This is a genomic window from Burkholderia sp. IDO3, assembly GCF_003366075.1.
Lineage (GTDB): Bacteria > Pseudomonadota > Gammaproteobacteria > Burkholderiales > Burkholderiaceae > Burkholderia > Burkholderia anthina.
On the sequence record NZ_CP028963.1, the window covers coordinates 2,349,773 to 2,372,711 of the forward strand.

Consider the following 22,939-nt stretch of genomic DNA (forward strand, 5'->3'; position numbering starts at 1 on the left):
TCAGGTGTACGACAGGCCCATCGCGTCGCGCACGTCGCGCATCGTCTCGACCGCGTGCTTGCGCGCCTTGTCGCAGCCGTCCGCGACGATCGCGCGCAGCAGCGACGGATCGTCCATGTACTTCTGCGCGCGCTCGAGCATCGGCTGCTGTTCGCGCAGGATCCCTTCGACGACCGGCTGCTTGCAGTCGAGGCAGCCGATGCCCGCCGAACGGCAGCCCTTCTGCACCCAGTCGTGCGTCGCTTCGTCGGTATAGACCTGATGGAGCTGCCACACCGGGCACTTGTCGGGGTCGCCCGGATCGGTGCGGCGCACGCGCGCCGGATCGGTCGGCATCGTGCGGACCTTCTTCGTGATCGTCTCCGCGTCTTCGCGCAGGCCGATCGTGTTGCCGTACGACTTCGACATCTTCTGGCCGTCGAGGCCCGGCATCCGCGACGCTTCGGTCAGCAGTGCCTGCGGCTCGACCAGGATGATCTTGCGCGCGCCCTCGAGGTAGCCGAACAGGCGCTCGCGGTCGCTCATCGACAGGCTCTGCGATTCCTGCAGCATCGCGCGCGCCTGTTCGAGCGCCTCGTCGTCGCCCTCCTGCTGGTATGCATTGCGCAGCTCGTGATAAAGCTTCGCGCGCTTGCCGCCGAGCTTCTTCGCGGCTTCGAGCGCCTTCTCCTCGAAGCCCGGCTCGCGGCCGTACAGGTAGTTGAAGCGGCGCGCGATCTCGCGCGTCATCTCGACGTGCGGCACCTGGTCTTCACCGACCGGCACGAGCGAGCCGCGATACAGCAGGATGTCGGCCGCCATCAGCACCGGGTAGCCGAGGAAGCCGTAGGTCGACAGATCCTTGTCCTTCAGCTTCTCCATCTGCTCCTTGTAGGTCGGCACGCGTTCGAGCCAGCCGAGCGGCGTGCTCATGCCCAGCAGCAGCGCGAGCTCCGCATGCTCGGGCACCTTGCTCTGGATGAACAGCGTCGCCTGCGCCGGATCGATGCCGGACGCGAGCCAGTCGATCAGCACGTCCCATACGTTCTTCTCGATGACCTCGGGCGTTTCGTAGTGCGTCGTCAGCGCATGCCAGTCGACCACGCAGAAGAAACACGGGTACTCGGACTGCAGCTTCACCCAGTTTTTCAGCACGCCGTGGTAGTGGCCGAGGTGCAGCGACCCGGTGGGTCGCATGCCGGAGAAAATACGATCTGGGAACATGATTGTCGTTAGAAAAGCGAGGCGAAGGGAGACAGGATGGCACTCAGGATGCCCGCAGCGGCGTTCACGAGCGGACGCAGCCAGAAGTTCGTCAGCACGCCCGTCGCGACCAGCACGAGGACGATGATGAAACCGTACGGCTCGATGCGCGACAGCGCGATCGATTGCTTCGGCGGCAGCAGCGCCGCCAGAATGCGGCCGCCGTCGAGCGGCGGCAGCGGGAACAGGTTCAGCACGCCGAGCACGAGGTTGGCGCTGACGCCGGCATAGGCCATCCGCGTGAAGAACGGTTCGTCGATGCCGGTCGCGGCAAGCACGACGCTCAGCACGCCCCAGATCAGCGCCTGCACGAAATTGCACGCGGGGCCCGCGAGCGACACCCACAGGCTGCCCCAGCGCGGATCGCGCAGGTTGCCGAACGACACCGGCACCGGCTTCGCATAGCCGAACAGGAAGGCGCCGCCGGTCAGGAAATACATCGCGAGCGGGATCGCGATCGTGCCGACCGGATCGATGTGGCGCATCGGGTTGAACGACACGCGCCCCATCATGTAGGCGGTGTTGTCGCCGAGCAGGCGCGCGGCGTAGCCGTGCGCGGCCTCGTGCAGCGTGATCGCGAAGATCACAGGCAGCGCGTAGACGGCGATGGTCTGTATCAGGGAAGCATCCATATCGCGTTATTGTAACAAGCGCACTCGCGCAAAAAATGAACGGCGCGCTTACGCGGCCGAAAGGCCGAACGGTTCGAGTGCGCCGCGCCCCGCGCGCACGAGTTGCGGCTCGTCGCCCGTCAGGTCGATCACCGTCGACGGCTCGCGCGGGCATGCGCCACCGTCGATCACGAGATCGACCTGCTTCTCGAGCCGCGCGCGAATGTCGTCAGGGTCGTTGAGCGGCTCGTCGTCGGGCGGCAGGATCAGCGTCGTACCGAGCAGCGGCTGGCCGAGCGACTCGAGCAGCGCGAGCGTGATCGCGTGATCCGGCACGCGCAGCCCGATCGTCTTGCGCGACGGGTGCGACAGCCGGCGCGGCACTTCCTTCGTCGCCTGCAGGATGAATACGTACGGGCCCGGCGTCACCGACTTGATCTGCCGGTACTGGCGGTTGTCCACCATCGCGAAATTGGCCAGCTCCGACAGGTCGCGCACGAGCAGCGACAGGTGCTGCTTCTCGTCGAGGCCGCGGATGCGGCGCACCCGTTCGACCGCATCCTTGTCGTCGAGATGGCACGCGAGCGCATAGCTCGAATCGGTCGGCATCGCGATGACGCCGCCCTTGTTGACGATCTCCGCGGCCTGATTGATCAGGCGCGGCTGCGGATTATCCGGATGAATCCTGAAGAACTGGGACATGGGGGATACGTAAAGAGGGAAGAGTCGGATGCGCGCGCGACGGCAACACGAACGGCGGACGGCCGATTCGGATCAGAGCCAGCGCTCCCAGACCGGTTTCAGGTCGGGCGGCAACGGCGGCAGGCTGCCGAGCTCGATACGGCCCTCGCCCGGCGCATGAAAATCCGAGCCGCGCGACACTTCGAAGCCGAAGCGGCGCGCGACGTCCGCGTATTCGCGGTACTGGTCGGGCGTGTGGCTGCCCGTGATGACCTCGATCGCGCGGCCGCCGAGATCGATGAATTCGCCGAAGAATGCGTCGAATTCGACCGGCGTATAGCGATAGCGGCCCGGATGCGCGACCACGGCCTCGCCGCCCGCGGCGCGGATCCAGGCAACCGCGTCGGGCAGCGTCGCCCAGCGGTGCGGGACGAAACCGGGCTTGCCGTCGCCGAGCAGGCGGTCGAATACGTCGGAGGTCGATGCGGCGTGGCCGTTCTCGACGAGAAAGCGCGCGAAGTGGGTGCGCGAGATCAGGTCGGGATTCGATACGTACTTCAGCGCGCCTTCATACGCGCCCGGAATGCCGAGCGTCTCGAGCTGCGCGGCGATCGCCTGCGCACGCCCGGCGCGGCCGTGGCGCGTGCGATAAAGGCCGTCGACGAGCGTCGGGTTCGAAGGATCGATGTTCAGCCCGACGATGTGCACGGTGCGCGATGCCCACGTGACCGAAATCTCGACGCCGCTCAGGTAACGCATCCCGAGCGCTTCCGCCTCGCTTCGCGCCACCGCCTGGCCGCCGATTTCGTCGTGGTCGGTCAGCGCCCACAGGGTCACGCCGCCGGCATGGGCGCGGCGCGCGACGTCGGCAGGCGACAGCAACCCGTCGGACACATTCGAATGGCAGTGGAGATCAGCGTTCATTGTCGGTATGGCAGGTGAAGCTTCATTCTACTGCAACGCGGCAATTCCGCCGCCCGCCTGCCCCGCCGCTGCCGCCGCCGGCCTATGCGCAGAACGCCTCGATCAGCGCCGCGATCTGCTCGGGCTGGTCGTGATGGACCATGTGACCGGCATCTTCGACGAGCTTTTCACGCCAGTCCGGGAACGCGCCGAAGCGCGCCTTGAACTCCGGCAGCGGGATGTCGCCGGCAAGGTACGCGAGCGTCGGCGAATTGACCGCCTCGACGTGCAGCACCTTCGCGCGCACCTTCGTCCAGACGGCCATCACCTCGTCGAGCCGGTACAGCATCGGGCCCGCCATCTTGTGCGCCGGGTCCGCCAGCAGGTGATACAGGCCGTCGTCGCCACGCTTCGACCAGTGAGCGGCGAGAAACGCGGCGCGACGCGGATCGAGCCGCGGATTGGTCTTGGTCAGCCGGGCCGCCACCTCGTCGAGCGACGCGTACGGGCGCAGCACCGGCGGCTCGCGCAGCTCGTCGAGCCAGCCGCGCAGCCGGCGCGGCGCCTGCTCGGCGCGCGCCGGCGCAAGCCCAAACCCTTCGAGATCGACCACGCGCCGCACCCGCTCCGGCCGTGCGCCCGCGTACAGGCACACGACGTTCGCCCCCATGCTGTGCCCGACCAGGTTGACTTCGCCGGTCGGCGCATAGTGGTCCAGCAGCGCGTCGAGATCGCCCAGGTACTCGTGGAACCAGTAATGGCCGCCACCCTGCCGCGCGACCGGCCAGTCGGACAGGCCGAAGCCGCGCGCATCCGGCGCGATCACCTGCCAGTCGCCGGCGAGCGCGTCGACGACGAACTGAAACGATGCCGCGACGTCCATCCAGCCGTGCAGCATGAAGAGCGTCGGCGCGTCAGGCCGGCCCCAGCGTCGCACATGCAGCCGGACGCCGCGGACCGTGACGAAATCGGAAACAGAACTCGAGGCATTCATTGCAGTCGCCAGAAAAAAGAATGGTCGTTCGATTATAGCGGCGGCGTTTTCGTTCCGGCACTCGACAGTGGAGGCGGGTCTCTAGCGGCAACGCGCCCGAGACGCGATGAAACGCGGTGCCCGAACGCCGACAACAGCCGTCGGGCGGGCCGGCAGTCACACTAGTCCGCGGTCTTTCCGGCTCCCGCGTCCGCGCCATCCTGCGCGGCCAGTTCGTCCAACTCCGCCTGTTCGAATCCCGCCGTGCGGCGCGCGTCGAAATTGAACGGACCACGCAGCCGCGGCGCGTGGTATTGCGCGGCGAGCTCGCGGTAGGCCGGCACCGGATCGCGCCCCGCCTCGTCGCACAGGTGCCGGAACCAGCGGTTCCCGATCGCGACATGGCCGATTTCGTCGCGCAGGATCACATCGAGAATCGCCGCCGATGCATCGTCGCCCGCCTGCACGAGCCGCGCGCGAATGGGCGGCGACGCGTCGAGCCCGCGCGCCTCGAGCGTGCGCGGCACGAGCGCCATGCGCGCGAGCACGTCGGCCTTGGTCCGTTCGCACATGTCCCACAGTCCGTTGTGGGCGGGAAAGTCGCCGTACCCATGTCCGAACGCGACGAGCCGGTCGGACAGCAGCGTGAAGTGATAGGCCTCCTCGGCCGCGACCTTCAGCCAGTCCGCATAAAAAGCGTCCGGCAGCCCGCGAAAGCGCCACACGGCGTCGAGCGCGAGGTTGATTGCGTTGAATTCGATATGGGCGAGCGCGTGCAGCAACACCGCGCGCCCGGCGGGCGAGCGCATGCTGCGCCGCTCGAGCTGGCGCGGCTCGACGAGCGGCGGGCGCGCCGGGCGGCCGGGCAGCCCGGCCGGCTCGCTCAGGTCGAGCCGCGGCGAGATCGCGGCCCGTCCGGCCAGCAATGCGTCGTACAGCGCGCGGACCTGCACGGCCTTCGCGGCCGGCTCGGACATCTGCAGCGCGTCGAGCGCGGCGCGGCGCACGCAGGCCGGCGCGGCAGAGAAAGAAAAAGACGCCATGTTCATCAAACCGGAACACCGCCCGCGCGCATCGCGGGAGCGCACGCACGCGACGGTTTACAATATGCGTTTGTGCCGCGACGCAATGCGCCGGGCACGCCAGACGCGCCATTCTACCGGCGCCCATCATCGAAGAGACCAGGAGACTCCGTGACGATCTACAAACTGGGCGATACGGCCCCGACGATCCACGAAAGCGTATTCGTCGCCGATACGGCGGCCATCATCGGCAAGGTCGTGCTCGAGGAAAATGCAAGCGTTTGGTTCGGCGCGACGATCCGCGGCGACAACGAAACGATCACCGTCGGTGTCGGCAGCAACGTCCAGGAAGGCGCGGTATTGCATACGGACCCCGGCTTTCCTCTGACGATTGCCGAAAACGTGACGATCGGGCATCAGGCGATGCTGCACGGGTGCACGATCGGCGAGGGTTCGCTGATCGGCATTCAGGCGGTGGTCTTGAATGGAGCGGTCATCGGCCGCAACTGTCTGGTAGGTGCCGGCGCGGTCGTGACGGAAGGCAAGACGTTCCCGGACAACTCGCTGATTCTCGGCGCACCGGCGAAAGTCGTGCGTGAGCTGTCGGCAGACGACATCGCGCGGCTGCGCGCAAATGCGAAGACGTACGTCGAGCGGCGTGCGCATTTCAAGGAGCAACTCGTGCGGATCGGGTGATTCGCGCGGATTTCAAGGAAGAAGAGTGAGCGACCAGTTACAGAAATTCATGTTCAATTCGGCACCGGTGCGCGGCGAGATCGTTTCGCTGCGCAACACGTGGCAAGAGGTGCTCACGCGCCGCGACTACCCTGCCCCGGTGCGCACCGTGCTCGGCGAGATGATGGCCGCGTGCGCGCTGCTGTCCGCGAACCTGAAATTTCACGGCACCCTGATCATGCAGATCTTCGGCGACGGGCCGGTCCAGATGCTGGTCGTCCAGTGCAGCTCGGATCTGTCGATGCGGGCCACGGCCAAGTTCGCCGGTGACTCGGCCCAGACGATCGGCGACGACACGAGCTTCGCGTCGCTCGTCAACGCGAGCGGCCACGGCCGTTGCGTGATCACGCTCGATCCGGCCGACAAGCTGCCGGGCCAGCAACCCTACCAGGGCATCGTGCCGCTGAACGGCGTCGACGGCCCGCACGAATCGGTTTCGCAGGTGCTCGAGCATTACATGCACCACTCGGAGCAGCTCGACACGCGGCTGTGGCTCGCGGCCGATCGCGACCGCGCGGTCGGCATGCTGCTGCAGAAGCTGCCGGGCGACGGCGGCATCGTGCCGCGCAACGCCGAGACGGACGCCGACACGTGGGAGCGCGTCTGCACGCTCGGCAGCACGCTGTCCGCGAAGGAACTGCTCGAGGTCGAACCGGAAGTCGTGTTCCGGCGGCTGTTCTGGCAGGAAAACGTGCAGCACTTCGAGCCGACCGGCGCGCGCTTCCAGTGCTCGTGCTCGCGCGAGAAGGTCGGCGCGATGCTGCGCATGCTCGGCCGCGACGAAGTCGACAGCGTGATCGTCGAGCGCGGCCACGTCGAAATCCACTGCGAGTTCTGCAACCAGCGCTACGAGTTCGATCCGGTCGACGTCGCGCAGTTGTTCGCCGCACCGGAGCTCGCGACCGGCATCACGCCCGCGACCGAGCAGCGTCACTGACGCGCGCGCCCGTGCCTGCGATGCGGGTGCGGGCGCATAATGACGCACGAGCGTCGTACGCACGGCTCAGGCGCCGCAGGCCCGCCCTTCGGCGCAAGCCGCTTCCCGTCGTCGGCGCGCTGCTGGAGAAATGCATGGATTACCCGTTCCGCTCCGTCGTCCTGACCGGTGTCGTCGCCGGCACGCTCGCGCTCGCCGGCTGCGCGGTCCAGCCCACGTCCACGATCCTGAGCCGCCTGCCCGAACCGGGCGCATCGGGCGGGCAGCCGCCCGCATTGTCGAGCGCCGAGCGCAAACGCTACGACGAGATCGACAAGCAGGTGCTGCGCGAACAGAACAACGCAATGGCGGCCGAGGCGGCCGCACGCGCGTGGGCGTATTACTCGCCGCCGCCCATGACGATCTATGGCGGCTATTACGGCGGATGGGGAAACCGGTGGGGAACCGGCATCGGCTACGGTTACGGCTATCCGGGCGGGTGGTGGTAATGCTTCGCCCGGTCGATTGACGACTGCCAGGAAATAAAAAAGCGCGGTATTTCCCGCGCTTTTTCAATGGTTCGGACTGCTGCGCTCAATGATGAGCGGCCTTGCCCTTCTCGCCGTGATGCCGCGGCGATCTCGCCATCGGCTGAGGGTTCGGCACGACGCGCACGGGCGCCGCAGATACGTCCGCGCGTATCGACGTGCTTGCAGGCGCGTTGTTCAGCGGGCCGGCCGGCGCGTTCGGCGACACGAACTGCACGAATACTTCGCCGTCCTTCACCATGCCCATCTCGTAGCGCGCACGCTCCTCGATGGCCGCGGTGCCGCTTTGCAGATCCTGCACTTCGCCGGCGATCCGCTCGTTGCGTAATTTCTCGTCCGCATTCTTCTGGAGCTGGTCGTCAAGCTGCTGACGCAATTCGTGCACCCGCAGCCAGCCGCCGTGTCCCCACCATAGGGGGTACTGAATGAGCGCCAGCAAGGCAATCAGGACGACAGTGACAAGCCGCATGTAAGAAACGCAGATATAAGAAGCGCCGCTCCGCGCGACATGCACAGAGCGGCGTCGAGATGACGAACCCGATAGTAGCGCGTTAGCGCAGGTTATAGAAAGCCGATTTGCCCGGGTAGCTCGCGATATCGCCGAGATCTTCCTCGATGCGCAGCAACTGGTTGTACTTCGAGATGCGGTCGCTGCGCGACAGCGAACCCGTCTTGATCTGACCGGCGTTCAGGCCGACCGCGATGTCCGCGATCGTCGAATCTTCCGTTTCGCCCGAGCGGTGCGAGATCACGGCCGTGTAGCCCGCGCGCTTCGCCATCTCGATGGCCGCGAACGTTTCGGTCAGCGTGCCGATCTGGTTGATCTTGATCAGGATCGAGTTGGCGATGCCCTTCTCGATGCCTTCCTTCAGGATGCGCGTGTTCGTGACGAACAGGTCGTCGCCGACCAGCTGCACCTTCTTGCCGAGGCGGTCGGTCAGCAGCTTCCAGCCGTCCCAGTCGCTTTCGTGCATGCCGTCTTCGATCGACACGATCGGGAACTTGTCGGCGAGCGTCGCGAGATAGTCGGTGAATTCGGCCGACGACAGCTGCAGGCCTTCGCCCGCGAGCTGGTACTTGCCGTCGTGGTAGAACTCGGACGCCGCGCAATCGAGCGCGAGCAGCACGTCTTCGCCCGCACGGTAGCCGGCCTTCTCGATCGCCTGCAGGATCGTCGACAGGCACTCGTCGTTGCTGCCGAAGTTCGGTGCGAAGCCACCTTCATCGCCGACTGCGGTGCTCATGCCGCGGTCGCTCAGGATCTTCTTCAGCGCGTGGAACACTTCCGCGCCGCAACGCAGTGCTTCACGGAACGTCGGCTGGCTGACCGGAACGATCATGAATTCCTGAATGTCGAGGCTGTTGTTCGCGTGCGCGCCGCCGTTGACGATGTTCATCATCGGCACCGGCAGTTGCATCGCACCCGAACCGCCGAAATAGCGGTACAGCGGCAGGCCGGCCTCTTCGGCAGCGGCCTTCGCGACGGCCATCGACACGGCCAGCATCGCGTTCGCGCCGAGGCGCGACTTGTTGTCGGTGCCGTCCAGCTCGAGCAGCGTCTTGTCGAGGAACGCCTGTTCCGACGCGTCGAGGCCCATGATGGCTTCGGAGATTTCGGTGTTGATGTGCTCGACTGCCTTCAGCACGCCCTTGCCGTTGTAGCGGCCGGCTTCGCCGTCGCGCAGTTCGATGGCTTCACGCGAGCCCGTGGACGCACCCGACGGAACCGCCGCGCGGCCCATCGTGCCCGATTCGAGCAGCACGTCGCATTCGACGGTGGGGTTGCCGCGCGAATCCAGAATCTCGCGGCCGATGATATCTACGATTGCACTCATGGGTTTCCTCTGAGAATGACGATGGATTCTTCAAACTGCGACGGCACGCACGCCGGAAGCGCTTTCGCTACAGACGCGCAAAGCCGCCGCAGGTTCATTCGATCTTTAGTTGAAATCGTTTTCCAGGAACGGATTGCGCTTCACCGCCTGGTCGAGCGTGACGAGGGTCTCCAGCAACGCGCTCATCCGGTTCAGCGGCACCGCGTTCGGGCCGTCCGACTTCGCTTCGGCCGGATTCGGGTGCGTCTCCATGAACAGGCCCGCGACGCCCGTCGCGACCGCCGCACGCGCGAGCACCGGCACGAATTCGCGCTGGCCGCCCGAGCTCGTGCCCTGCCCGCCCGGCAACTGCACCGAGTGGGTCGCGTCGAACACGACCGGCGCGCTCGTCTCGCGCATGATCGCGAGCGAACGCATGTCGGACACGAGGTTGTTGTAGCCGAACGAAACGCCGCGCTCGCACGCCATGAAGCGGTCTTCCGACAGGCCGGCTTCACGTGCTGCGTCGCGCGCCTTGTCGATCACGTTCTTCATGTCGTGCGGCGCGAGGAACTGGCCCTTCTTGATGTTGACGGGCTTGCCCGAGCGCGCGCACGCATGGATGAAATCGGTCTGGCGGCACAGGAACGCGGGCGTCTGCAGCACGTCGACGACCGACGCGACCTGCTCGATCTCGTCGATCGAGTGCACGTCGGTCAGCACCGGCAGGCCGAGCTGGCGCTTCACCTCGCCGAGGATCCGCAGCCCCTCGTCCATTCCGAGGCCGCGAAACGACTTGCCCGAGCTGCGATTCGCCTTGTCGTAGGACGACTTGTAGATGAACGGAACGTTCAGCTTCTCGCAGATTTCCTTCAGGCGGCCGGCCGTGTCGATCGTCATTTGCTCCGATTCGACGACGCAGGTACCCGCGATCAGGAAGAAAGGCTGGTCGAGACCGACCTCGAAATCGCACAGCTTCATGCTTTCACTCCGCGCGCTTGCTTGTTGGCGAGCGCAGCTTCGACGAACGACTTGAACAGAGGATGGCCATCACGCGGCGTGGACGTGAATTCCGGGTGGAACTGAACGCCCACGAACCACGGGTGCATCGAACGCGGCAGCTCCATCATTTCCGGCAGATCCTCGCTCGGGGTACGGGCGCTGATGATAAGGCCGCCGGCTTCGAGCTGGGGCACGAAGCGGTTATTGACTTCATAACGGTGGCGATGGCGCTCGTTCACGTCCTTGCCATAGATCTCCTCGGCCATCGTGCCGGGCTTGATCGGGCAACGTTGCGAGCCGAGGCGCATCGTGCCGCCGAGATCGGACTCTTCGGTGCGCATCTCGACCTTGCCTTCGCGGTCGTACCACTCGGTGATCAGCGCGACCACGCGTTCCGGCGTGTCCGGATCGAATTCCGTGCTGTTCGCCTGCTTCAGGCCGACGACGTCGCGCGCGAACTCGATCACCGCGAGCTGCATGCCGAGGCAGATGCCGAGGTACGGCACCTTCGCTTCACGCGCATAGCGGATCGCCGCGATCTTGCCTTCCGTGCCGCGACGGCCGAAACCGCCCGGCACCAGCACGGCGTCGAGATGCTTCAGGCTGTCGACGCCGTTCGTCTCGACCTCTTCCGAGTCGATGTACTCGATGTTGACCTTGGTCGCCGTGTGCAGCGACGCGTGGCGCAGCGCTTCGATCAGCGACTTGTACGATTCGGTCAGATCGACGTACTTGCCGACCATGCCGATCGTCACTTCGTGCTTCGGGTTCTCGAGCTTCTCGACGAGTTCCGCCCACATGCTCAGGTCGGCGTCCTTCGGCGACAGCTTCAGCTCGTCGCAGATGATCCGGTCGAGGCCCTGGTCGTGCAGCATCTGCGGAATCTTGTAGATGCTGTCGGCGTCCCACACCGAGATCACGGCGTCTTCGGGCACGTTCGAGAACATCGAGATCTTCTTCGATTCGTCGTCGGGGATGCGGCGGTCCGCACGGCACAGCAGCACGTGCGGCAGGATGCCGATCTCGCGCAGCTTCTGCACGCTGTGCTGGGTCGGCTTCGTCTTCAGCTCGCCGGCCGTCGCGACGTACGGCACGAGCGTCAGGTGCACGAAGCACGCGCTGTTGCGGCCGAGGCGCAGGCTCATCTGGCGCGCGGCTTCGAGGAACGGCAGCGACTCGATGTCGCCGACCGTGCCGCCGATCTCGACGATCGCGACGTCCGGTTCGCCGCAGGTGGCCGATGCCGCCCCGCGCTCGATGAACGCCTGGATTTCGTTCGTGATGTGCGGAATCACCTGCACGGTCTTGCCGAGATAGTCGCCGCGGCGTTCCTTGCGGATCACCGATTCGTAGATCTGGCCGGTCGTGAAGTTGTTGGCCTTGCGCATCTTCGTGCTGATGAAGCGCTCGTAGTGGCCGAGGTCGAGGTCAGTCTCCGCCCCGTCTTCCGTCACGAACACTTCGCCGTGCTGAAACGGGCTCATCGTGCCGGGGTCGACGTTGATGTAGGGATCGAGTTTGAGGAGGGTGACTTTCAGACCGCGCGATTCGAGGATCGCGGCGAGAGAGGCGGCGGCAATACCCTTGCCGAGGGAAGAAACTACGCCGCCGGTGACGAAAACATATTTGGTCATCGCTGGATGCTCGCGGGAAAAACGGATTATACCGTAAAGCCCGCCCTTCTCTCAGCAATTGACGCGATGATCCCGCCCCTTCGCGCGGCGCCGCACCGGCCTTGCGCGCCCGGGCGAACCGGCCGGCCGGTCGGTGCAACCGCACCCGCGGGACGATGCGTCAGGCGCGCTTCGCGAGCGCCACGCCGTCGCGCGGCAGGCCGCCCTCTTCCGCTTTCAGCGAATTCAGCATCCGCTGCAACGCGCGGGCCGTCTCGATCGGCCGCTCCATCGGGAACAGGTGGCTGCCGTCGAGCCATTCGATGCGCCCGCGCGCCGCGCGCCGCGTCGCATCGAGCCCGACCTGGCGCACTTCGCGCGAGCGCGTGCCGGCGAGAAAGCCGAGCGGCACCGGCGAGCCGTGCGCGAGCCGCGGGCCGAGCGTGTGCGGCAACGTCCGGTAGATCAGGTATTCGACCTGCCGGTCGAAGGCAAGCGCGCGTTCGCCGTCGGCGCCCGCCTGCGGAATGCCGTGATCGATGTAGTCGGACAGCATCCGTTCGTCCCAGCGCGCGAACGCCGGCTTGTCGTGAAAGTGCCGCCACACCTCATCGCGGCTGACCCAGCGCGTGCGCCGGTTGCGGGTCGCCGCGGCCGGCGACAGCCGCTCGTCGAGCCCCGCCCACTGGCTCGCGCGCAGCGCGCCGGCGCGCCAGCCCGCGATGATCGGGGAATCGATCATCACCACGCCGCGCACCCATTGCGGCTTTTTCAGCGCGGCCATCAGCGACAGGTAACCGCCGAGCGAATGGCCGACGAGCCACACCGGGCGCTCGTAGCGGCTGCCGATGTCGTCGAGCAGTTGCTCGACGAGATGCGGCCAGTCGCGCGTCACCGGGTAGCGGCGATCGTGACCGATGCGCTCGATGTAGCGCAGTTCGTAGTCGTCGGCCAGTTCGGCGAAGATCGTCCGGTACGTCGATGCCGGAAAACCGTTCGCATGCGAGAAATGGAGGATGTCCTTCAAAAGCCGATGTCTCCTTTGTCGACGGGAACGGGCAATTCAACACCGACTCCCGTCCCATGCTTCGCGGTCGACCGGGGCCGGGGTTTCGGCACGTGCCCCGGCGCCGTGCGTCGCATCCGGCCGCAGCCGTGCTTCGCCGCGCGGCGCCACGTTCTTCCCTGCACGCGCCGTCACCGATCCATCCAGTACCGCCGCTGCGCATCGCGATAACGCTCGAACACGAAGCTGCCGCCATCGGGCGCGATGTCGAACCGTACGGCCCCGTCGCGATCGGTACGCGGCAGCGGGATCCCGCGCGCTTCGTAGCGCGCCAGGACCGTCCGGTGCGGATGCCCGAAGCGATTGCGATAGCCTACAGGAAATACCGCGACGCGCGGCCCGACCGAATCGAGGAAAGGCTCGACCGACGACGTGCGGCTGCCGTGGTGCGCAACGACGAGGATCTGCGCGGCCAGCGCGTCGTGCGCGTCGGCCACGAGCCGGCGTTCGGCGCGCGCCTCGATGTCGCCCGTCAGCAGCGCGGACGTGCCGCCCGCGTCGACGCGCAGCACGCACGACTGTCCGTTCGACGAGCCCGATCGCGCCTCGCCCGGCGGCCAGAGCATCGTGAAGACGACGCCGTCCCATATCCAGCGCTGCCCGGCCGCGCAACGCAGGCGATCGGTCACGCCGGCCGCTTCCGCGTCGCGCCACAGCCGGTGCGGCGACGCAATGCCGGCGAGCACCTGGCGGACTTCGGTTGCCGCATAAACGGCGGCCGCGCCGCCCGTGTGATCGGCGTCCGCATGGCTGAGCACGAGCGAATCGATCGTCCGGATTGCGCGCGCCCGCAACGCCGGCGCGACAATCCGCGCGCCGGCATGGGTCGACTCCGCCCCCGGCCCCGCATCGAACAGCAAGACCCGGCGCGCGGTCTCGACCAGCACCGACGCGCCCTGCCCGACATCGAGCACGGTCAGCCGGAAGCCGCCCGGCGACGGCGCATCGGGCGCCGGCGCGACAAGCGGCAGCCACGTGAGCGGCGCCGCCCAGCGCAGCGGCCAGCCGCGCGGCATCAGCGCCCAGGCCACGCCCACGCATGCGAGCGCCAGCACCGGCCAGTCGGGCATGCGCAGCCAGAGCACGCCTGCCGGCCAGTCGGCGAGATGCCCGAGCAGCGCCATCATCGGTTCGAGCGCCGCATGCGCGAGCCGGAACGCATACGCGTCGAGCGGTGCGGGCAATCCGATACCGGCCAGCACGATTGGCGTCACGACCGAGCTGACCCACGGAATCGCAAACGCATTGCCGACGGGGCCCGAGACCGACATCTGCGCGAACCACGCGGCCGTCAGCGGCGCGAGGCCGATCGTCACCGCGTACTGCACGCGCGCTGCCTCGCCGATACGGCGCATGACGCGCGCACGCCATGCGCGCAGCCGGCCCCGGCGACCGGTCATTGCGGCGCCATCGATCGTGCCATCATCGCCATCGCCGCCGCCGTCGAATTCGCGCACCGCACGCCAGCCCGCCACGGCCATCAGAATCGCCGCGACCGCACCGAACGACAGCCAGAACCCGGCCGACAGCACGGCCCACGGATCGGCAAGCAGCACGCCGCCGAGCGCCGCGCACAGCACCGCGGAGGTCGGCACGCTGCGTCCGGCGAGAAACGCAGCCGCGCCGGCCGCGATCATCCACCACGCGCGCTGCGCCGGCACGTTGAAACCGGCGAGCGCCGCATAGCCGGCGGCAGCCGTCAGTGCCGCGACAGACGCCACATAGGGTGCCGGCATCATGAGCGCCGCGGTTCGTCCGCGCCAGCGCAAGCGACGCCAGACCATCGACACGATCCCGCCCGCGATCGCGCCGACGAGCCCGACATGCAGGCCCGAGATCGCGACCAGATGGCTCGTGCCCGTATTGCGCAGCACGCGCCAGTCGTCGTCGCCGATGCCCGATTGATCGCCGACCGCGAGCGCGGTGACGATGCCGCGATGACGCGCATCGCTGCCCAGCACTTCGCCGATACGCGTACGCAGCGCGTCGCGCAACCGGTCGATCGACGCATGCCACCCCGATGCGCGCGCATCGAGCAGCGCCGAGCGCGGCGGCGCCGCGACGTAGCCGATCGCACGAATGCCGGCGGCCAGCCATGCCGCCTCGCTGTCGCGCACGCCGGGGTTGGCCTCGGCATGCGGACGCTTCAGACGCACGACCAGGCGCCAGCGCTGCGCGGCGCGCAACGCGGGAATCGCATCGCGTGCCGCCTGCGAGCCGTACGTGCCCCACGACAACCGGATCAGCGGCGGGAAACGGGCCAACCCCGCCTCGTTCGATTCGACCGCGAGCAGCAGCCGCGCGCCCGTGTCGTCGATCACCGGCAACCCGCGGATGACGCCCGTCACGACGATGTCGCGCCCTTCCCGCTCGACCGGAAGACTATCGCGCAGCCGCCACTCGGCGCGTGCGGCTGCATAGCCGAAGCCGATCGCACATGCCGCGCTCGCGCAGAGCATCCAGCGCAGCGCGCGGGTCGCGCGGGTCCGGCGGCGTCGCGCGCACCATGCGAACGACGCGCCGCCCACCACGAGCACGATCGCGCCGGCCACCCAGGCGCCCGCGCCCGGCAACGCCGCCTGCCGCTGCAGCACGACGACGCCGAGCGCGAACGCGATCCACCACACGCGCATCGCGCCTCCTCGTCCATTCGGCGCCGCCGTTGCCAATCCGGCGCCTGCCGGCAACGATTATGCGGACGAAAGCGCGAGGCGCGGCAGCGCGGCGAGCGCGTTAGCCGTTGTGGATAGGGACAGGGCGTGCGCGTCGGTCCCGCGCAGCGCGGCGAGCACTTCGCCGATGCGCGGCACCTGGTCGGGCGCGTTGCGGGACTTGTACGCCCATTCGGGCGCGATGTCGGGTGCGTCCGTCTCGACGACGATCGATTCGGCCGGCAATTGCGTCGCGAGCCGGCGAATCTGCAACGCGCGCGCGAAGGTCACGTTGCCGCCGAAGCCGAGATGCAGCCCTTGCGCGAGATACGCATCGGCCTGCTGGAAACTGCCGTTGAACGCATGCGCGATGCCGCGCCGCACGCCGAAGCGGCGCAGCCCGGCGAGCACGCGGTCCTGCGACTTGCGCACGTGGCACAGCACCGGCAAGTCGAATTCGCGCGCGAGCTTGAGCTGCCCCTGATAGAAGAATTGCTGCCGGCCTTCGTCGAGGCCCGGCACGAAGTAGTCGAGACCGATTTCGCCGATCGCGACGAAGCGCGGATCGTCGATGCTCGCCTCGATCTCCATGCGCAGCCGGTCGAGATCCGCATCGTGCGCATGCGGCGTGAACATCGGATGGATGCCGAGCGCATAAACCGCGCCCGGCGTGCGCTGCGCCAGCTCGCGCACCGTCGTGAAATTGTCGCGCCCGACGCTCGGGATCACGATGCGCGACACGCCGGCCGCACGCGCCGCCTGCGCGACCGCGTCGCGGTCGGCGTCGAATTCGGCGGCATCGAGATGGCAATGCGTATCGATCCACATGTCGGCTTTCCTGCGCCCGGGTTGCCGCGCCGGAACCAACCGGCAGCCCGGCGCGGACGTTCGTTTACACCGGCAGCGCCGGCTCCTCGTACAGCACGCCGTCGCGCAGGCGCATGATGCGGTCGCAGCGCGCGGCGAGCTCGGGATCGTGCGTGACGATCACGAAACTCGTTTCGAGCGTCTCGGACAATTCGAGCATCAGGTTGAACACCGTATCGGCCGTCCCGCCGTCGAGGTTCCCGGTCGGTTCGTCGGCGAGTACGCACGCCGGCTTCGTCACCAGTGCGCGCGCGATCGCGACACGCTGGCGTTCGCCGCCCGACAGCTCGCCCGGCCGGTGTTTCGCACGCGGGCCGAGACCGACACGCTCGAGCATCGCCTGTGCCTGCTCGCGCGCGTCCTCGGTGGTCATCCGGCGGATGCGCAGCGGCATCGCGACGTTGTCGAGCGCGGTGAATTCCGGCAACAGGTGATGGAACTGGTAGACGAAGCCGAGCGCGTGATTGCGCAGCTCGTTGCGCTCGCGCTCGGCGAGCTGCGTAAACGGCTTGCCGAGCAGCGACACCTCGCCCGCGCTCGGTTCATCGAGGCCACCCAGCACGTGCAGCAACGTGCTCTTGCCCGAACCGGACGCGCCCACCACCGCGAGCTTCTCGCCGCGCCGCACCGTCAGCTCGGTGTTGTTGAGCACCTGCACGTTGAAGCCGCCCTGCACGAACGCCTTCGTGATCCCGCGCGCCTGAAGCACGTATTCCTGCATACCTGCCGAATCCTGTCTGATGGGTTGTCGTGAATCCGCGAACGCGGTCGCGCGGTCATTCATAGCGGAGCGCCTCCGCCGGCTTCACCTTCGCGCCGCGCCAGCTCGGATAGAGCGTCGCGACGGCCGACAGCGCGAACGCGATGAGGCCGATCCTGATCACGTCGCTCGCGACGAGCTCGGACGGCAGCTCGCTGATGAAGTACACCGACGGCGGCAGGAACTGCACGCCGAACAGATGCTCGATCATCGGGATCAGCCACGGAATGCTCCACGCGATCAGGCAGCCGAGCGCGACGCCCGTCGCGGTGCCGACGAAGCCGATCGTCACGCCCTGCACGACGAAGATCTTCATGATCGAGCCCGGCTGCGCGCCGAGCGTGCGCAGGATCGCGATGTCGGCCTGCTTGTTGGTCACGGTCATCACGAGCGACGACACGAGGTTGAATGCGGCCACCGCGATGATCAGCGTGAGGATGATGAACATCATCCGCTTCTCGATCTGCACGGCCGAGAACCACGTCTTGTTCTGCTGGGTCCAGTCGCGGATGTACAGGCTGCCCGACAGCGTATGCGACAGTTCGACCGCGACCTGCGGCGCCTTCTGCATGTCGGTGAGCCGCAGCCGCACGCCGGTCGGCGCCGTCATCCGGAACAGCGCCTCCGCGTCGCGGATGTTGATCATCGCGAGCGTGCTGTCGTATTCGTAGTGGCCCGACTCGAACACGCCGACGACCGTGAACTGCTTGAGCCGCGGCATCATGCCGGCCGGCGTGATCGTGCCTTCGGGCGCGACGAGCGTGACCTTGTCGCCGACCGTCACGCCGAGGTTGCCGGCGAGCGCGTCGCCGAGCACGATGCCGAACTGGCCGGGTACGAGCGCGCTCAACTGGCCCGCCTTCATGTCCTTGCCGATGTCCGACACCTGCGGCTCGAGCGACGGCTCGACGCCGCGCAGCATCACGCCGCTCACCGCGTCCTGGCGCGTGAGCAGCGCCTGCGCGTCGACGTACGGCGCCGCGCCGATCACCTCGTGATTGCGGCGCGCTTCCTGCGCGGTCAGTTGCCAGTCGGGCATCGAGCCGGTCGGCGAGAACACCTCGACGTGCGCGAGCACCGACAGCATGCGGTCGCGCACCTCCTTCTGGAAGCCGTTCATCACCGACAGCACGACGATCAGCGCCGCGACGCCGAGCGCGATCCCGAGCATCGAAACGAGGGCGATGAAGGAAATGAAGCCGTTGCCGGTCGTGCGTTTGCCGGCGCGCGTGTAGCGCCAGCCGATCTGCCATTCGTACGGAAGTTTCAAGCGAATCCTTTCTGCTGGTTACGGCGGGGAAGCGGCCCGCGGCCGGACCGCCGGCCGGCGGCGCCCCGCCGGCCGGGAGCGGTCGAAAAAACGGTCGCCGGACGCAATCGGGCCGTCAGCCGGCCCGATCACGCGCGCAGTTTGCCATACAATGCGCACCATCATGCACGACCGACGCCTCCATTTTCTCGTTCCGTTCGCGCTGCCGCCGGCGGCCGATGCGGCCTCGTCCCTGCACACCCTGGACAGTCCCGCGCTCGAAAAGTTGCTCGCCCGCGCGAGCCTCGTCGAGCGCGTGACCGGCGAAGACTTCCAGCGCACGCTGCCGCACGAGCGCTGGCTGGCCCGCCAGTTCGGCGCGACCCAGGGCAACGCCGCCGACGAAGCGCCGCTCGCGCCCTACATGCTGCTGGCGGACGGCGGCGACCCGGGCACGCAGGCCTGGGCCTGCGTGGAACCCGTGCACGTCGAAATCGCGCACGATCACCTCGTGCTCGTCGATCCGTCGAGCCTCGCGCTCGACGACGGCGACGCGGCCGCGCTGCTGGCCGTCGCGCGGCCGCTGATCGAGGAGCTCGGCGTGCGGCTCGAAGCGCCGCAGCCGTCGCGCTGGTATCTGTCGAGCGAACAGCTCGCCCGCCTCGCCGGCGCCGCGCCGCTGCGCGCCAGCGGCCGCAACATCGAGATCTGGCTGCCGCACGAGGCGCGCACCGGCGAACGCTCGCGGATGTGGATGAAGCTGCAGAACGAGGTGCAGATGGCCTGGTTCCAGCATCCGGTCAACGAAGCCCGCGAGGCGCGCGGCCTGCCCGCCGTCAATACGATCTGGTTCCACGCGCAAGGCACGCTGAAGCCGGTCGGCAAGCCGTTCGGGCGCGTGCTGTCCGCGTCGCCCGCGGCGCTCGGCCTCGCGCGCGCGGCGCAAGCCGACGCGGGTGCGCCGCCAGCCGCGTTCGGCGCGCTGCCCGCCGCCGCCGGCGCGACGCTCGTCGAGCTGCCGGCGCTGACCACCCCGTTCATCGAACAGGACTGGGCGCGCTGGCACGACACGCTCGCCGCGCTCGAGCGCGACTGGTTCGCGCCGGCGCTGGCCGCGCTGCAGAACGGCGAGCTGGCGAGCGTCGATTTCACGCTGTGCGGCGACACGAGCTCCGTGACGCTGCACGCGACGCGCGGCGACCTGCGCAAGTTCTGGCGCCGCCGCGCGCTGGCGTCCCTGTTCGAATAACCAGACCTGTATGACCCGGATCGTTACCCGCCCCGTCGCCCCCGCCGACGCAGAAGCGCTCGCGCGCCACGGCCTGCACCCCGTCCTCGCACGCCTGTACGCGTCGCGCGGCGTGCAGTCGCCGGCCGACATCGAAACGGCGCTCGCGCGCCTCGTCCCGCCCACCGAACTGAAGGGCTGCGCGGACGCCGCTTCGCTGCTCGCCGACGCGATCGCCGACAAGCGGCGCCTGCTCGTCGTCGCCGACTACGACTGCGACGGCGCGACGGCCTGCGCGGTCGCGGTGCGCGGCCTGCGGATGTTCGGCGCGCAGATCGACTATCTCGTGCCGAACCGCTTCGAATACGGCTACGGGCTCACGCCCGAGATCGTCGAACTCGCGGCCGCACGCAAGCCCGACCTGCTGCTTACCGTCGACAACGGGATCGCGAGCGTCACGGGCGTCGAAGCCGCGAATGCGCGCGGTATCGACGTGCTCGTGACCGACCACCACCTGCCCGGCGACGCACTGCCCGCCGCGCGCGCGATCGTCAACCCGAACCAGCCCGGCTGCGCGTTCCCGAGCAAGCACCTCGCCGGGGTCGGCGTGATGTTCTACGTGCTGCTCGCGCTGCGCGCCGAACTGCGCCGTCGCGGCGCGTTCGCGAGCAAGGAGGCCGAGCCGCGTCTGGACGGGCTGCTCGACCTCGTCGCGCTCGGCACCGTCGCCGACGTCGTGCGGCTCGACGGCAACAACCGGGTGCTCGTCGCGCAGGGGCTGCAGCGTATCCGCAACGGCCGCATGCAGCCGGGCATCGCCGCGCTGTTCCGCGCCGCCGCCCGCGAGGCGCGCACCGCATCGGGCTTCGATCTCGGCTTCGGCCTCGGCCCGCGCCTGAACGCCGCCGGACGGCTCTCCGACATGTCGCTCGGCATCGAGTGCCTGATCACCGACGACATCGGCCGGGCGTGGGACCTCGCGCAGCAGCTCGACGTGATGAACCGCGAGCGCCGCGAGATCGAGGCCGGCATGCAGCAGCAGGCGCTCGCCGATCTCGCCGACGTCGACCCGGCCGACGCGTGCACCATCACGCTGTTCAATCCCGAATGGCACCAGGGCGTGATCGGGATCGTCGCCGGCCGGCTCAAGGAGAAATTCCACCGCCCGTCGTTCACGTTCGCGCACGCGGACGAAGCCGGCACGCGGGTCAAGGGCTCGGGCCGGTCGATTCCCGGGTTCCACCTGCGCGATGCGCTCGATCTCGTGTCGAAGCGCGAGCCCGACCTGATCGTCGCATTCGGCGGCCACGCGATGGCGGCCGGCCTCACGCTCGACACCGACAACGTGCCGCGCTTCGCGGCCGCGTTCGAGGCGGTCGCGCGCGAGTGGCTGTCCGACGACGCGCTCGCGCGCGTGATCGAGACCGACGGCGAACTCGAGGAAGCGTATTTCACGCCGCAGTTCGTCGGGCTGCTCGACGAGGCCGTGTGGGGCCAGGGCTTTCCGGCCCCGCTTTTCTCCGGCGAATTCGACGTCGTGTCGCAGTCGCTCGTGAAGGAAAAGCACCTGAAGCTGCAACTGGCGCGCGGGCGCCAGCGCTTCAACGCGATCTGGTTCAACCACACCGAGCCGCTGCCGGCGAGCGCCCTGATCGCGTATCGCCTCGTGGCCGACACGTGGAACGGCGTGACGCGCGTCCAGCTGATCGTCGAGCACGCGGCCGGCTGAACGCCGGCGCGGCGGCCCGAGGCCCCGCGCAAAGCGCATGCGCGCCGCGCCGGACGGGGCTGCGGCATGCATGCCGGCACAGTCCGCGTCACCGGGAAACCCCGCCGATCGGCTATAATTCCGCTTTTTTACGAAGCAAGAAAAGCGAACGATCATGGAAGCGGAACGTCTCAACGCGATCGAAAGCTCCCTGCTCGACCTGCGCAATCGCGCGGGCGAGCTTCGGGGGTATCTTTGACTACGACGCCAAAGCTGCGCGTCTGACCGAAGTCAACAAGGAACTCGAAGACCCGAACGTCTGGAACGATTCGAAAAACGCCCAGGCGCTCGGCCGCGAGAAGAAGCTGCTCGAAGGCGTCGTCTCGACGCTGACGGTGCTCGATAGCGACCTGCGCGATGCGCTCGACCTGTTCGAGCTGGCACGCGAGGAAGGCGACGAAGACACCCTCGTCGCGTCCGAAGACGATGCGAAGAAGCTCGAAGCGCGCGTCGGCGACATCGAATTCCGCCGGATGTTCTCGAACCCGGCCGATCCGAACAACTGCTTCATCGACATCCAGGCCGGCGCCGGCGGCACCGAGGCGTGCGACTGGGCGTCGATGCTGCTGCGCCAGTACCTGCGCTACTGCGAACGCAAGGGCTTCAAGGCCGAAGTGCTCGAAGAGTCCGACGGCGACGTCGCCGGCATCAAGAACGCGACGGTCAAGGTCACGGGCGAATACGCTTACGGCTTCCTGCGCACCGAAACGGGCATCCACCGCCTCGTGCGCAAGTCGCCGTTCGACTCGTCGGGCGGCCGCCACACGTCGTTCTCGTCGGTGTTCGTGTATCCGGAAATCGACGACTCGATCGAGGTCGAGGTCAACCCGGCCGACCTGCGCATCGACACGTACCGCGCATCGGGCGCGGGCGGCCAGCACATCAACAAGACCGACTCGGCCGTGCGGATCACGCACATGCCGACCGGCATCGTCGTGCAGTGCCAGAACGACCGCTCGCAGCACCGCAACCGCGCCGAAGCGATGGCGATGCTGAAATCGCGCCTGTACGAAGCCGAAATGCGCAAGCGCCAGGCCGAGCAGGACAAGCTCGAATCGAGCAAGACCGATGTGGGCTGGGGCCATCAGATCCGCTCGTACGTGCTCGACCAGAGCCGCGTGAAGGACCTGCGCACGAACGTCGAAATGAGCAACACGCGCGCTGTCCTCGACGGCGATCTCGACGACTTCATCAGCGCGAGCCTCAAACAGGGCGTGTAAGCGCCGCGGTGCGGCCCGTCCAGGCCGCGCCGTCCTTGCCCTTCCCGTTGGCGTTGCCGCACCCACTCCG

At 67.8% G+C, this 22,939-nt stretch carries 21 protein-coding genes; 6 read left to right on the forward strand and 15 right to left on the reverse strand.

Features of this window, described 5'->3' with window-relative positions:
• The 6 genes from DCN14_RS25570 to DCN14_RS25595 all read right to left on the reverse strand — a co-directional run bounded on the left by DCN14_RS25570 (window position 1) and on the right by DCN14_RS25595 (window position 5,459).
• Complete coding sequence (locus DCN14_RS25570; RefSeq protein WP_096507264.1) at window positions 1-1,203, reverse strand: tryptophan--tRNA ligase; 1,203 nt, start codon at window positions 1,201-1,203, stop codon at window positions 1-3.
• A gap of 8 nt (window positions 1,204-1,211) precedes the next feature.
• Window positions 1,212-1,874 (reverse strand): site-2 protease family protein, encoded by a 663-nt coding sequence (locus DCN14_RS25575; RefSeq protein WP_096507263.1) that lies wholly within the window; start codon window positions 1,872-1,874, stop codon window positions 1,212-1,214.
• Window positions 1,875-1,922: 48 nt separating this feature from the next.
• Window positions 1,923-2,555: an L-threonylcarbamoyladenylate synthase gene (locus DCN14_RS25580; RefSeq protein ID WP_096507262.1), complete on the reverse strand. Its 633-nt coding sequence runs from the start codon at window positions 2,553-2,555 to the stop codon at window positions 1,923-1,925.
• A 72-nt stretch (window positions 2,556-2,627) separates the two neighbouring features.
• Window positions 2,628-3,458 (reverse strand): 3',5'-nucleoside bisphosphate phosphatase, encoded by an 831-nt coding sequence (locus DCN14_RS25585; protein ID WP_096507261.1) that lies wholly within the window; start codon window positions 3,456-3,458, stop codon window positions 2,628-2,630.
• A gap of 82 nt (window positions 3,459-3,540) precedes the next feature.
• Window positions 3,541-4,431 (reverse strand): alpha/beta fold hydrolase, encoded by an 891-nt coding sequence (locus tag DCN14_RS25590; RefSeq protein ID WP_096507260.1) that lies wholly within the window; start codon window positions 4,429-4,431, stop codon window positions 3,541-3,543.
• A gap of 161 nt (window positions 4,432-4,592) precedes the next feature.
• Window positions 4,593-5,459 (reverse strand): ferritin-like domain-containing protein, encoded by an 867-nt coding sequence (locus tag DCN14_RS25595; RefSeq protein WP_096507259.1) that lies wholly within the window; start codon window positions 5,457-5,459, stop codon window positions 4,593-4,595.
• A 144-nt stretch (window positions 5,460-5,603) separates the two neighbouring features.
• Here DCN14_RS25595 and DCN14_RS25600 point away from each other — a divergent pair, with 144 nt between their 5' ends.
• The 3 genes from DCN14_RS25600 (at window position 5,604) to DCN14_RS25610 (ending at window position 7,592) form a co-directional block, all read left to right on the forward strand.
• Window positions 5,604-6,128: a gamma carbonic anhydrase family protein gene (locus DCN14_RS25600; protein ID WP_096507258.1), complete on the forward strand. Its 525-nt coding sequence runs from the start codon at window positions 5,604-5,606 to the stop codon at window positions 6,126-6,128.
• A gap of 25 nt (window positions 6,129-6,153) precedes the next feature.
• Entirely contained in the window at window positions 6,154-7,104 is a 951-nt protein-coding gene (gene hslO, locus DCN14_RS25605; RefSeq protein WP_096507257.1) for an Hsp33 family molecular chaperone HslO, read from the forward strand.
• A gap of 134 nt (window positions 7,105-7,238) precedes the next feature.
• Window positions 7,239-7,592, forward strand: a complete 354-nt coding sequence (locus DCN14_RS25610; protein ID WP_096507256.1) for a hypothetical protein — start codon at window positions 7,239-7,241, stop codon at window positions 7,590-7,592.
• Between the two features lie 85 nt (window positions 7,593-7,677).
• On the opposite strand, the gene ftsB is transcribed toward DCN14_RS25610, so the two are convergent.
• The 9 genes from ftsB to DCN14_RS25655 all read right to left on the reverse strand — a co-directional run bounded on the left by ftsB (window position 7,678) and on the right by DCN14_RS25655 (window position 18,674).
• Window positions 7,678-8,100 (reverse strand): cell division protein FtsB, encoded by a 423-nt coding sequence (ftsB, locus tag DCN14_RS25615; RefSeq protein ID WP_096507255.1) that lies wholly within the window; start codon window positions 8,098-8,100, stop codon window positions 7,678-7,680.
• Between the two features lie 82 nt (window positions 8,101-8,182).
• A complete protein-coding gene (gene eno / locus DCN14_RS25620) occupies window positions 8,183-9,466 on the reverse strand; it encodes a phosphopyruvate hydratase (protein ID WP_006478406.1) in 1,284 nt (427 codons plus the stop codon).
• Between the two features lie 105 nt (window positions 9,467-9,571).
• The gene (kdsA, locus tag DCN14_RS25625; RefSeq protein WP_096507254.1) at window positions 9,572-10,426 is read right to left on the reverse strand and encodes a 3-deoxy-8-phosphooctulonate synthase; all 855 of its coding nucleotides are present in this window, start codon (window positions 10,424-10,426) and stop codon (window positions 9,572-9,574) included.
• Window positions 10,423-12,081: a CTP synthase gene (locus DCN14_RS25630; RefSeq protein WP_096507253.1), complete on the reverse strand. Its 1,659-nt coding sequence runs from the start codon at window positions 12,079-12,081 to the stop codon at window positions 10,423-10,425. Before DCN14_RS25630 ends, kdsA begins: the two co-directional genes overlap by 4 nt.
• 160 nt (window positions 12,082-12,241) lie before the next feature.
• Window positions 12,242-13,087 (reverse strand): alpha/beta hydrolase, encoded by an 846-nt coding sequence (locus DCN14_RS25635; RefSeq protein WP_096507252.1) that lies wholly within the window; start codon window positions 13,085-13,087, stop codon window positions 12,242-12,244.
• Between the two features lie 170 nt (window positions 13,088-13,257).
• Complete coding sequence (locus tag DCN14_RS25640; protein WP_096507251.1) at window positions 13,258-15,759, reverse strand: DNA internalization-related competence protein ComEC/Rec2; 2,502 nt, start codon at window positions 15,757-15,759, stop codon at window positions 13,258-13,260.
• Between the two features lie 57 nt (window positions 15,760-15,816).
• Complete coding sequence (locus DCN14_RS25645) at window positions 15,817-16,605, reverse strand: TatD family hydrolase (RefSeq protein WP_096507250.1); 789 nt, start codon at window positions 16,603-16,605, stop codon at window positions 15,817-15,819.
• 64 nt (window positions 16,606-16,669) lie between these two features.
• Window positions 16,670-17,365 (reverse strand): lipoprotein-releasing ABC transporter ATP-binding protein LolD, encoded by a 696-nt coding sequence (gene lolD / locus DCN14_RS25650; protein ID WP_096507249.1) that lies wholly within the window; start codon window positions 17,363-17,365, stop codon window positions 16,670-16,672.
• A 55-nt stretch (window positions 17,366-17,420) separates the two neighbouring features.
• Window positions 17,421-18,674, reverse strand: a complete 1,254-nt coding sequence (locus tag DCN14_RS25655; protein WP_096507248.1) for a lipoprotein-releasing ABC transporter permease subunit — start codon at window positions 18,672-18,674, stop codon at window positions 17,421-17,423.
• A 151-nt stretch (window positions 18,675-18,825) separates the two neighbouring features.
• On the opposite strand from DCN14_RS25655, the gene DCN14_RS25660 reads away from it, so the two are divergent.
• From DCN14_RS25660 to prfB, 3 genes are all read left to right on the forward strand, one after another.
• A complete protein-coding gene (locus tag DCN14_RS25660) occupies window positions 18,826-19,902 on the forward strand; it encodes a regulator (RefSeq protein ID WP_162826243.1) in 1,077 nt (358 codons plus the stop codon).
• A 10-nt stretch (window positions 19,903-19,912) separates the two neighbouring features.
• Window positions 19,913-21,610 carry a single-stranded-DNA-specific exonuclease RecJ gene (gene recJ / locus DCN14_RS25665; RefSeq protein WP_096507247.1) on the forward strand — a complete coding sequence of 566 codons (1,698 nt, stop codon included), beginning with the start codon at window positions 19,913-19,915 and terminating at the stop codon, window positions 21,608-21,610.
• 154 nt (window positions 21,611-21,764) lie between these two features.
• A protein-coding gene (gene prfB, locus DCN14_RS25670) for a peptide chain release factor 2 (protein ID WP_096507246.1) occupies window positions 21,765-22,869 on the forward strand; the annotation gives its coding sequence in 2 pieces (ribosomal slippage) (window positions 21,765-21,845 and window positions 21,847-22,869; 1,104 coding nt in all).
• The last annotated feature ends 70 nt before the right edge of the window (window positions 22,870-22,939 follow it).

Coding starts and splice junctions, on each gene's coding strand:
- DCN14_RS25610 (WP_096507256.1), top strand. CDS start 7,239: ATGGATTACCCGTTCCGCTCCGTCGTCCTGACCGGTGTCGTCGCCGGC.
- DCN14_RS25570 (WP_096507264.1), bottom strand. CDS start 1,203: ATGTTCCCAGATCGTATTTTCTCCGGCATGCGACCCACCGGGTCGCTG.
- kdsA (WP_096507254.1), bottom strand. CDS start 10,426: ATGAAGCTGTGCGATTTCGAGGTCGGTCTCGACCAGCCTTTCTTCCTG.
- ftsB (WP_096507255.1), bottom strand. CDS start 8,100: ATGCGGCTTGTCACTGTCGTCCTGATTGCCTTGCTGGCGCTCATTCAG.
- DCN14_RS25645 (WP_096507250.1), bottom strand. CDS start 16,605: ATGTGGATCGATACGCATTGCCATCTCGATGCCGCCGAATTCGACGCC.
- DCN14_RS25595 (WP_096507259.1), bottom strand. CDS start 5,459: ATGAACATGGCGTCTTTTTCTTTCTCTGCCGCGCCGGCCTGCGTGCGC.
- DCN14_RS25580 (WP_096507262.1), bottom strand. CDS start 2,555: ATGTCCCAGTTCTTCAGGATTCATCCGGATAATCCGCAGCCGCGCCTG.
- recJ (WP_096507247.1), top strand. CDS start 19,913: ATGACCCGGATCGTTACCCGCCCCGTCGCCCCCGCCGACGCAGAAGCG.
- DCN14_RS25590 (WP_096507260.1), bottom strand. CDS start 4,431: ATGAATGCCTCGAGTTCTGTTTCCGATTTCGTCACGGTCCGCGGCGTC.
- DCN14_RS25585 (WP_096507261.1), bottom strand. CDS start 3,458: ATGAACGCTGATCTCCACTGCCATTCGAATGTGTCCGACGGGTTGCTG.
- DCN14_RS25660 (WP_162826243.1), top strand. CDS start 18,826: ATGCGCACCATCATGCACGACCGACGCCTCCATTTTCTCGTTCCGTTC.
- DCN14_RS25640 (WP_096507251.1), bottom strand. CDS start 15,759: ATGCGCGTGTGGTGGATCGCGTTCGCGCTCGGCGTCGTCGTGCTGCAG.
- DCN14_RS25575 (WP_096507263.1), bottom strand. CDS start 1,874: ATGGATGCTTCCCTGATACAGACCATCGCCGTCTACGCGCTGCCTGTG.
- DCN14_RS25630 (WP_096507253.1), bottom strand. CDS start 12,081: ATGACCAAATATGTTTTCGTCACCGGCGGCGTAGTTTCTTCCCTCGGC.
- lolD (WP_096507249.1), bottom strand. CDS start 17,365: ATGCAGGAATACGTGCTTCAGGCGCGCGGGATCACGAAGGCGTTCGTG.
- eno (WP_006478406.1), bottom strand. CDS start 9,466: ATGAGTGCAATCGTAGATATCATCGGCCGCGAGATTCTGGATTCGCGC.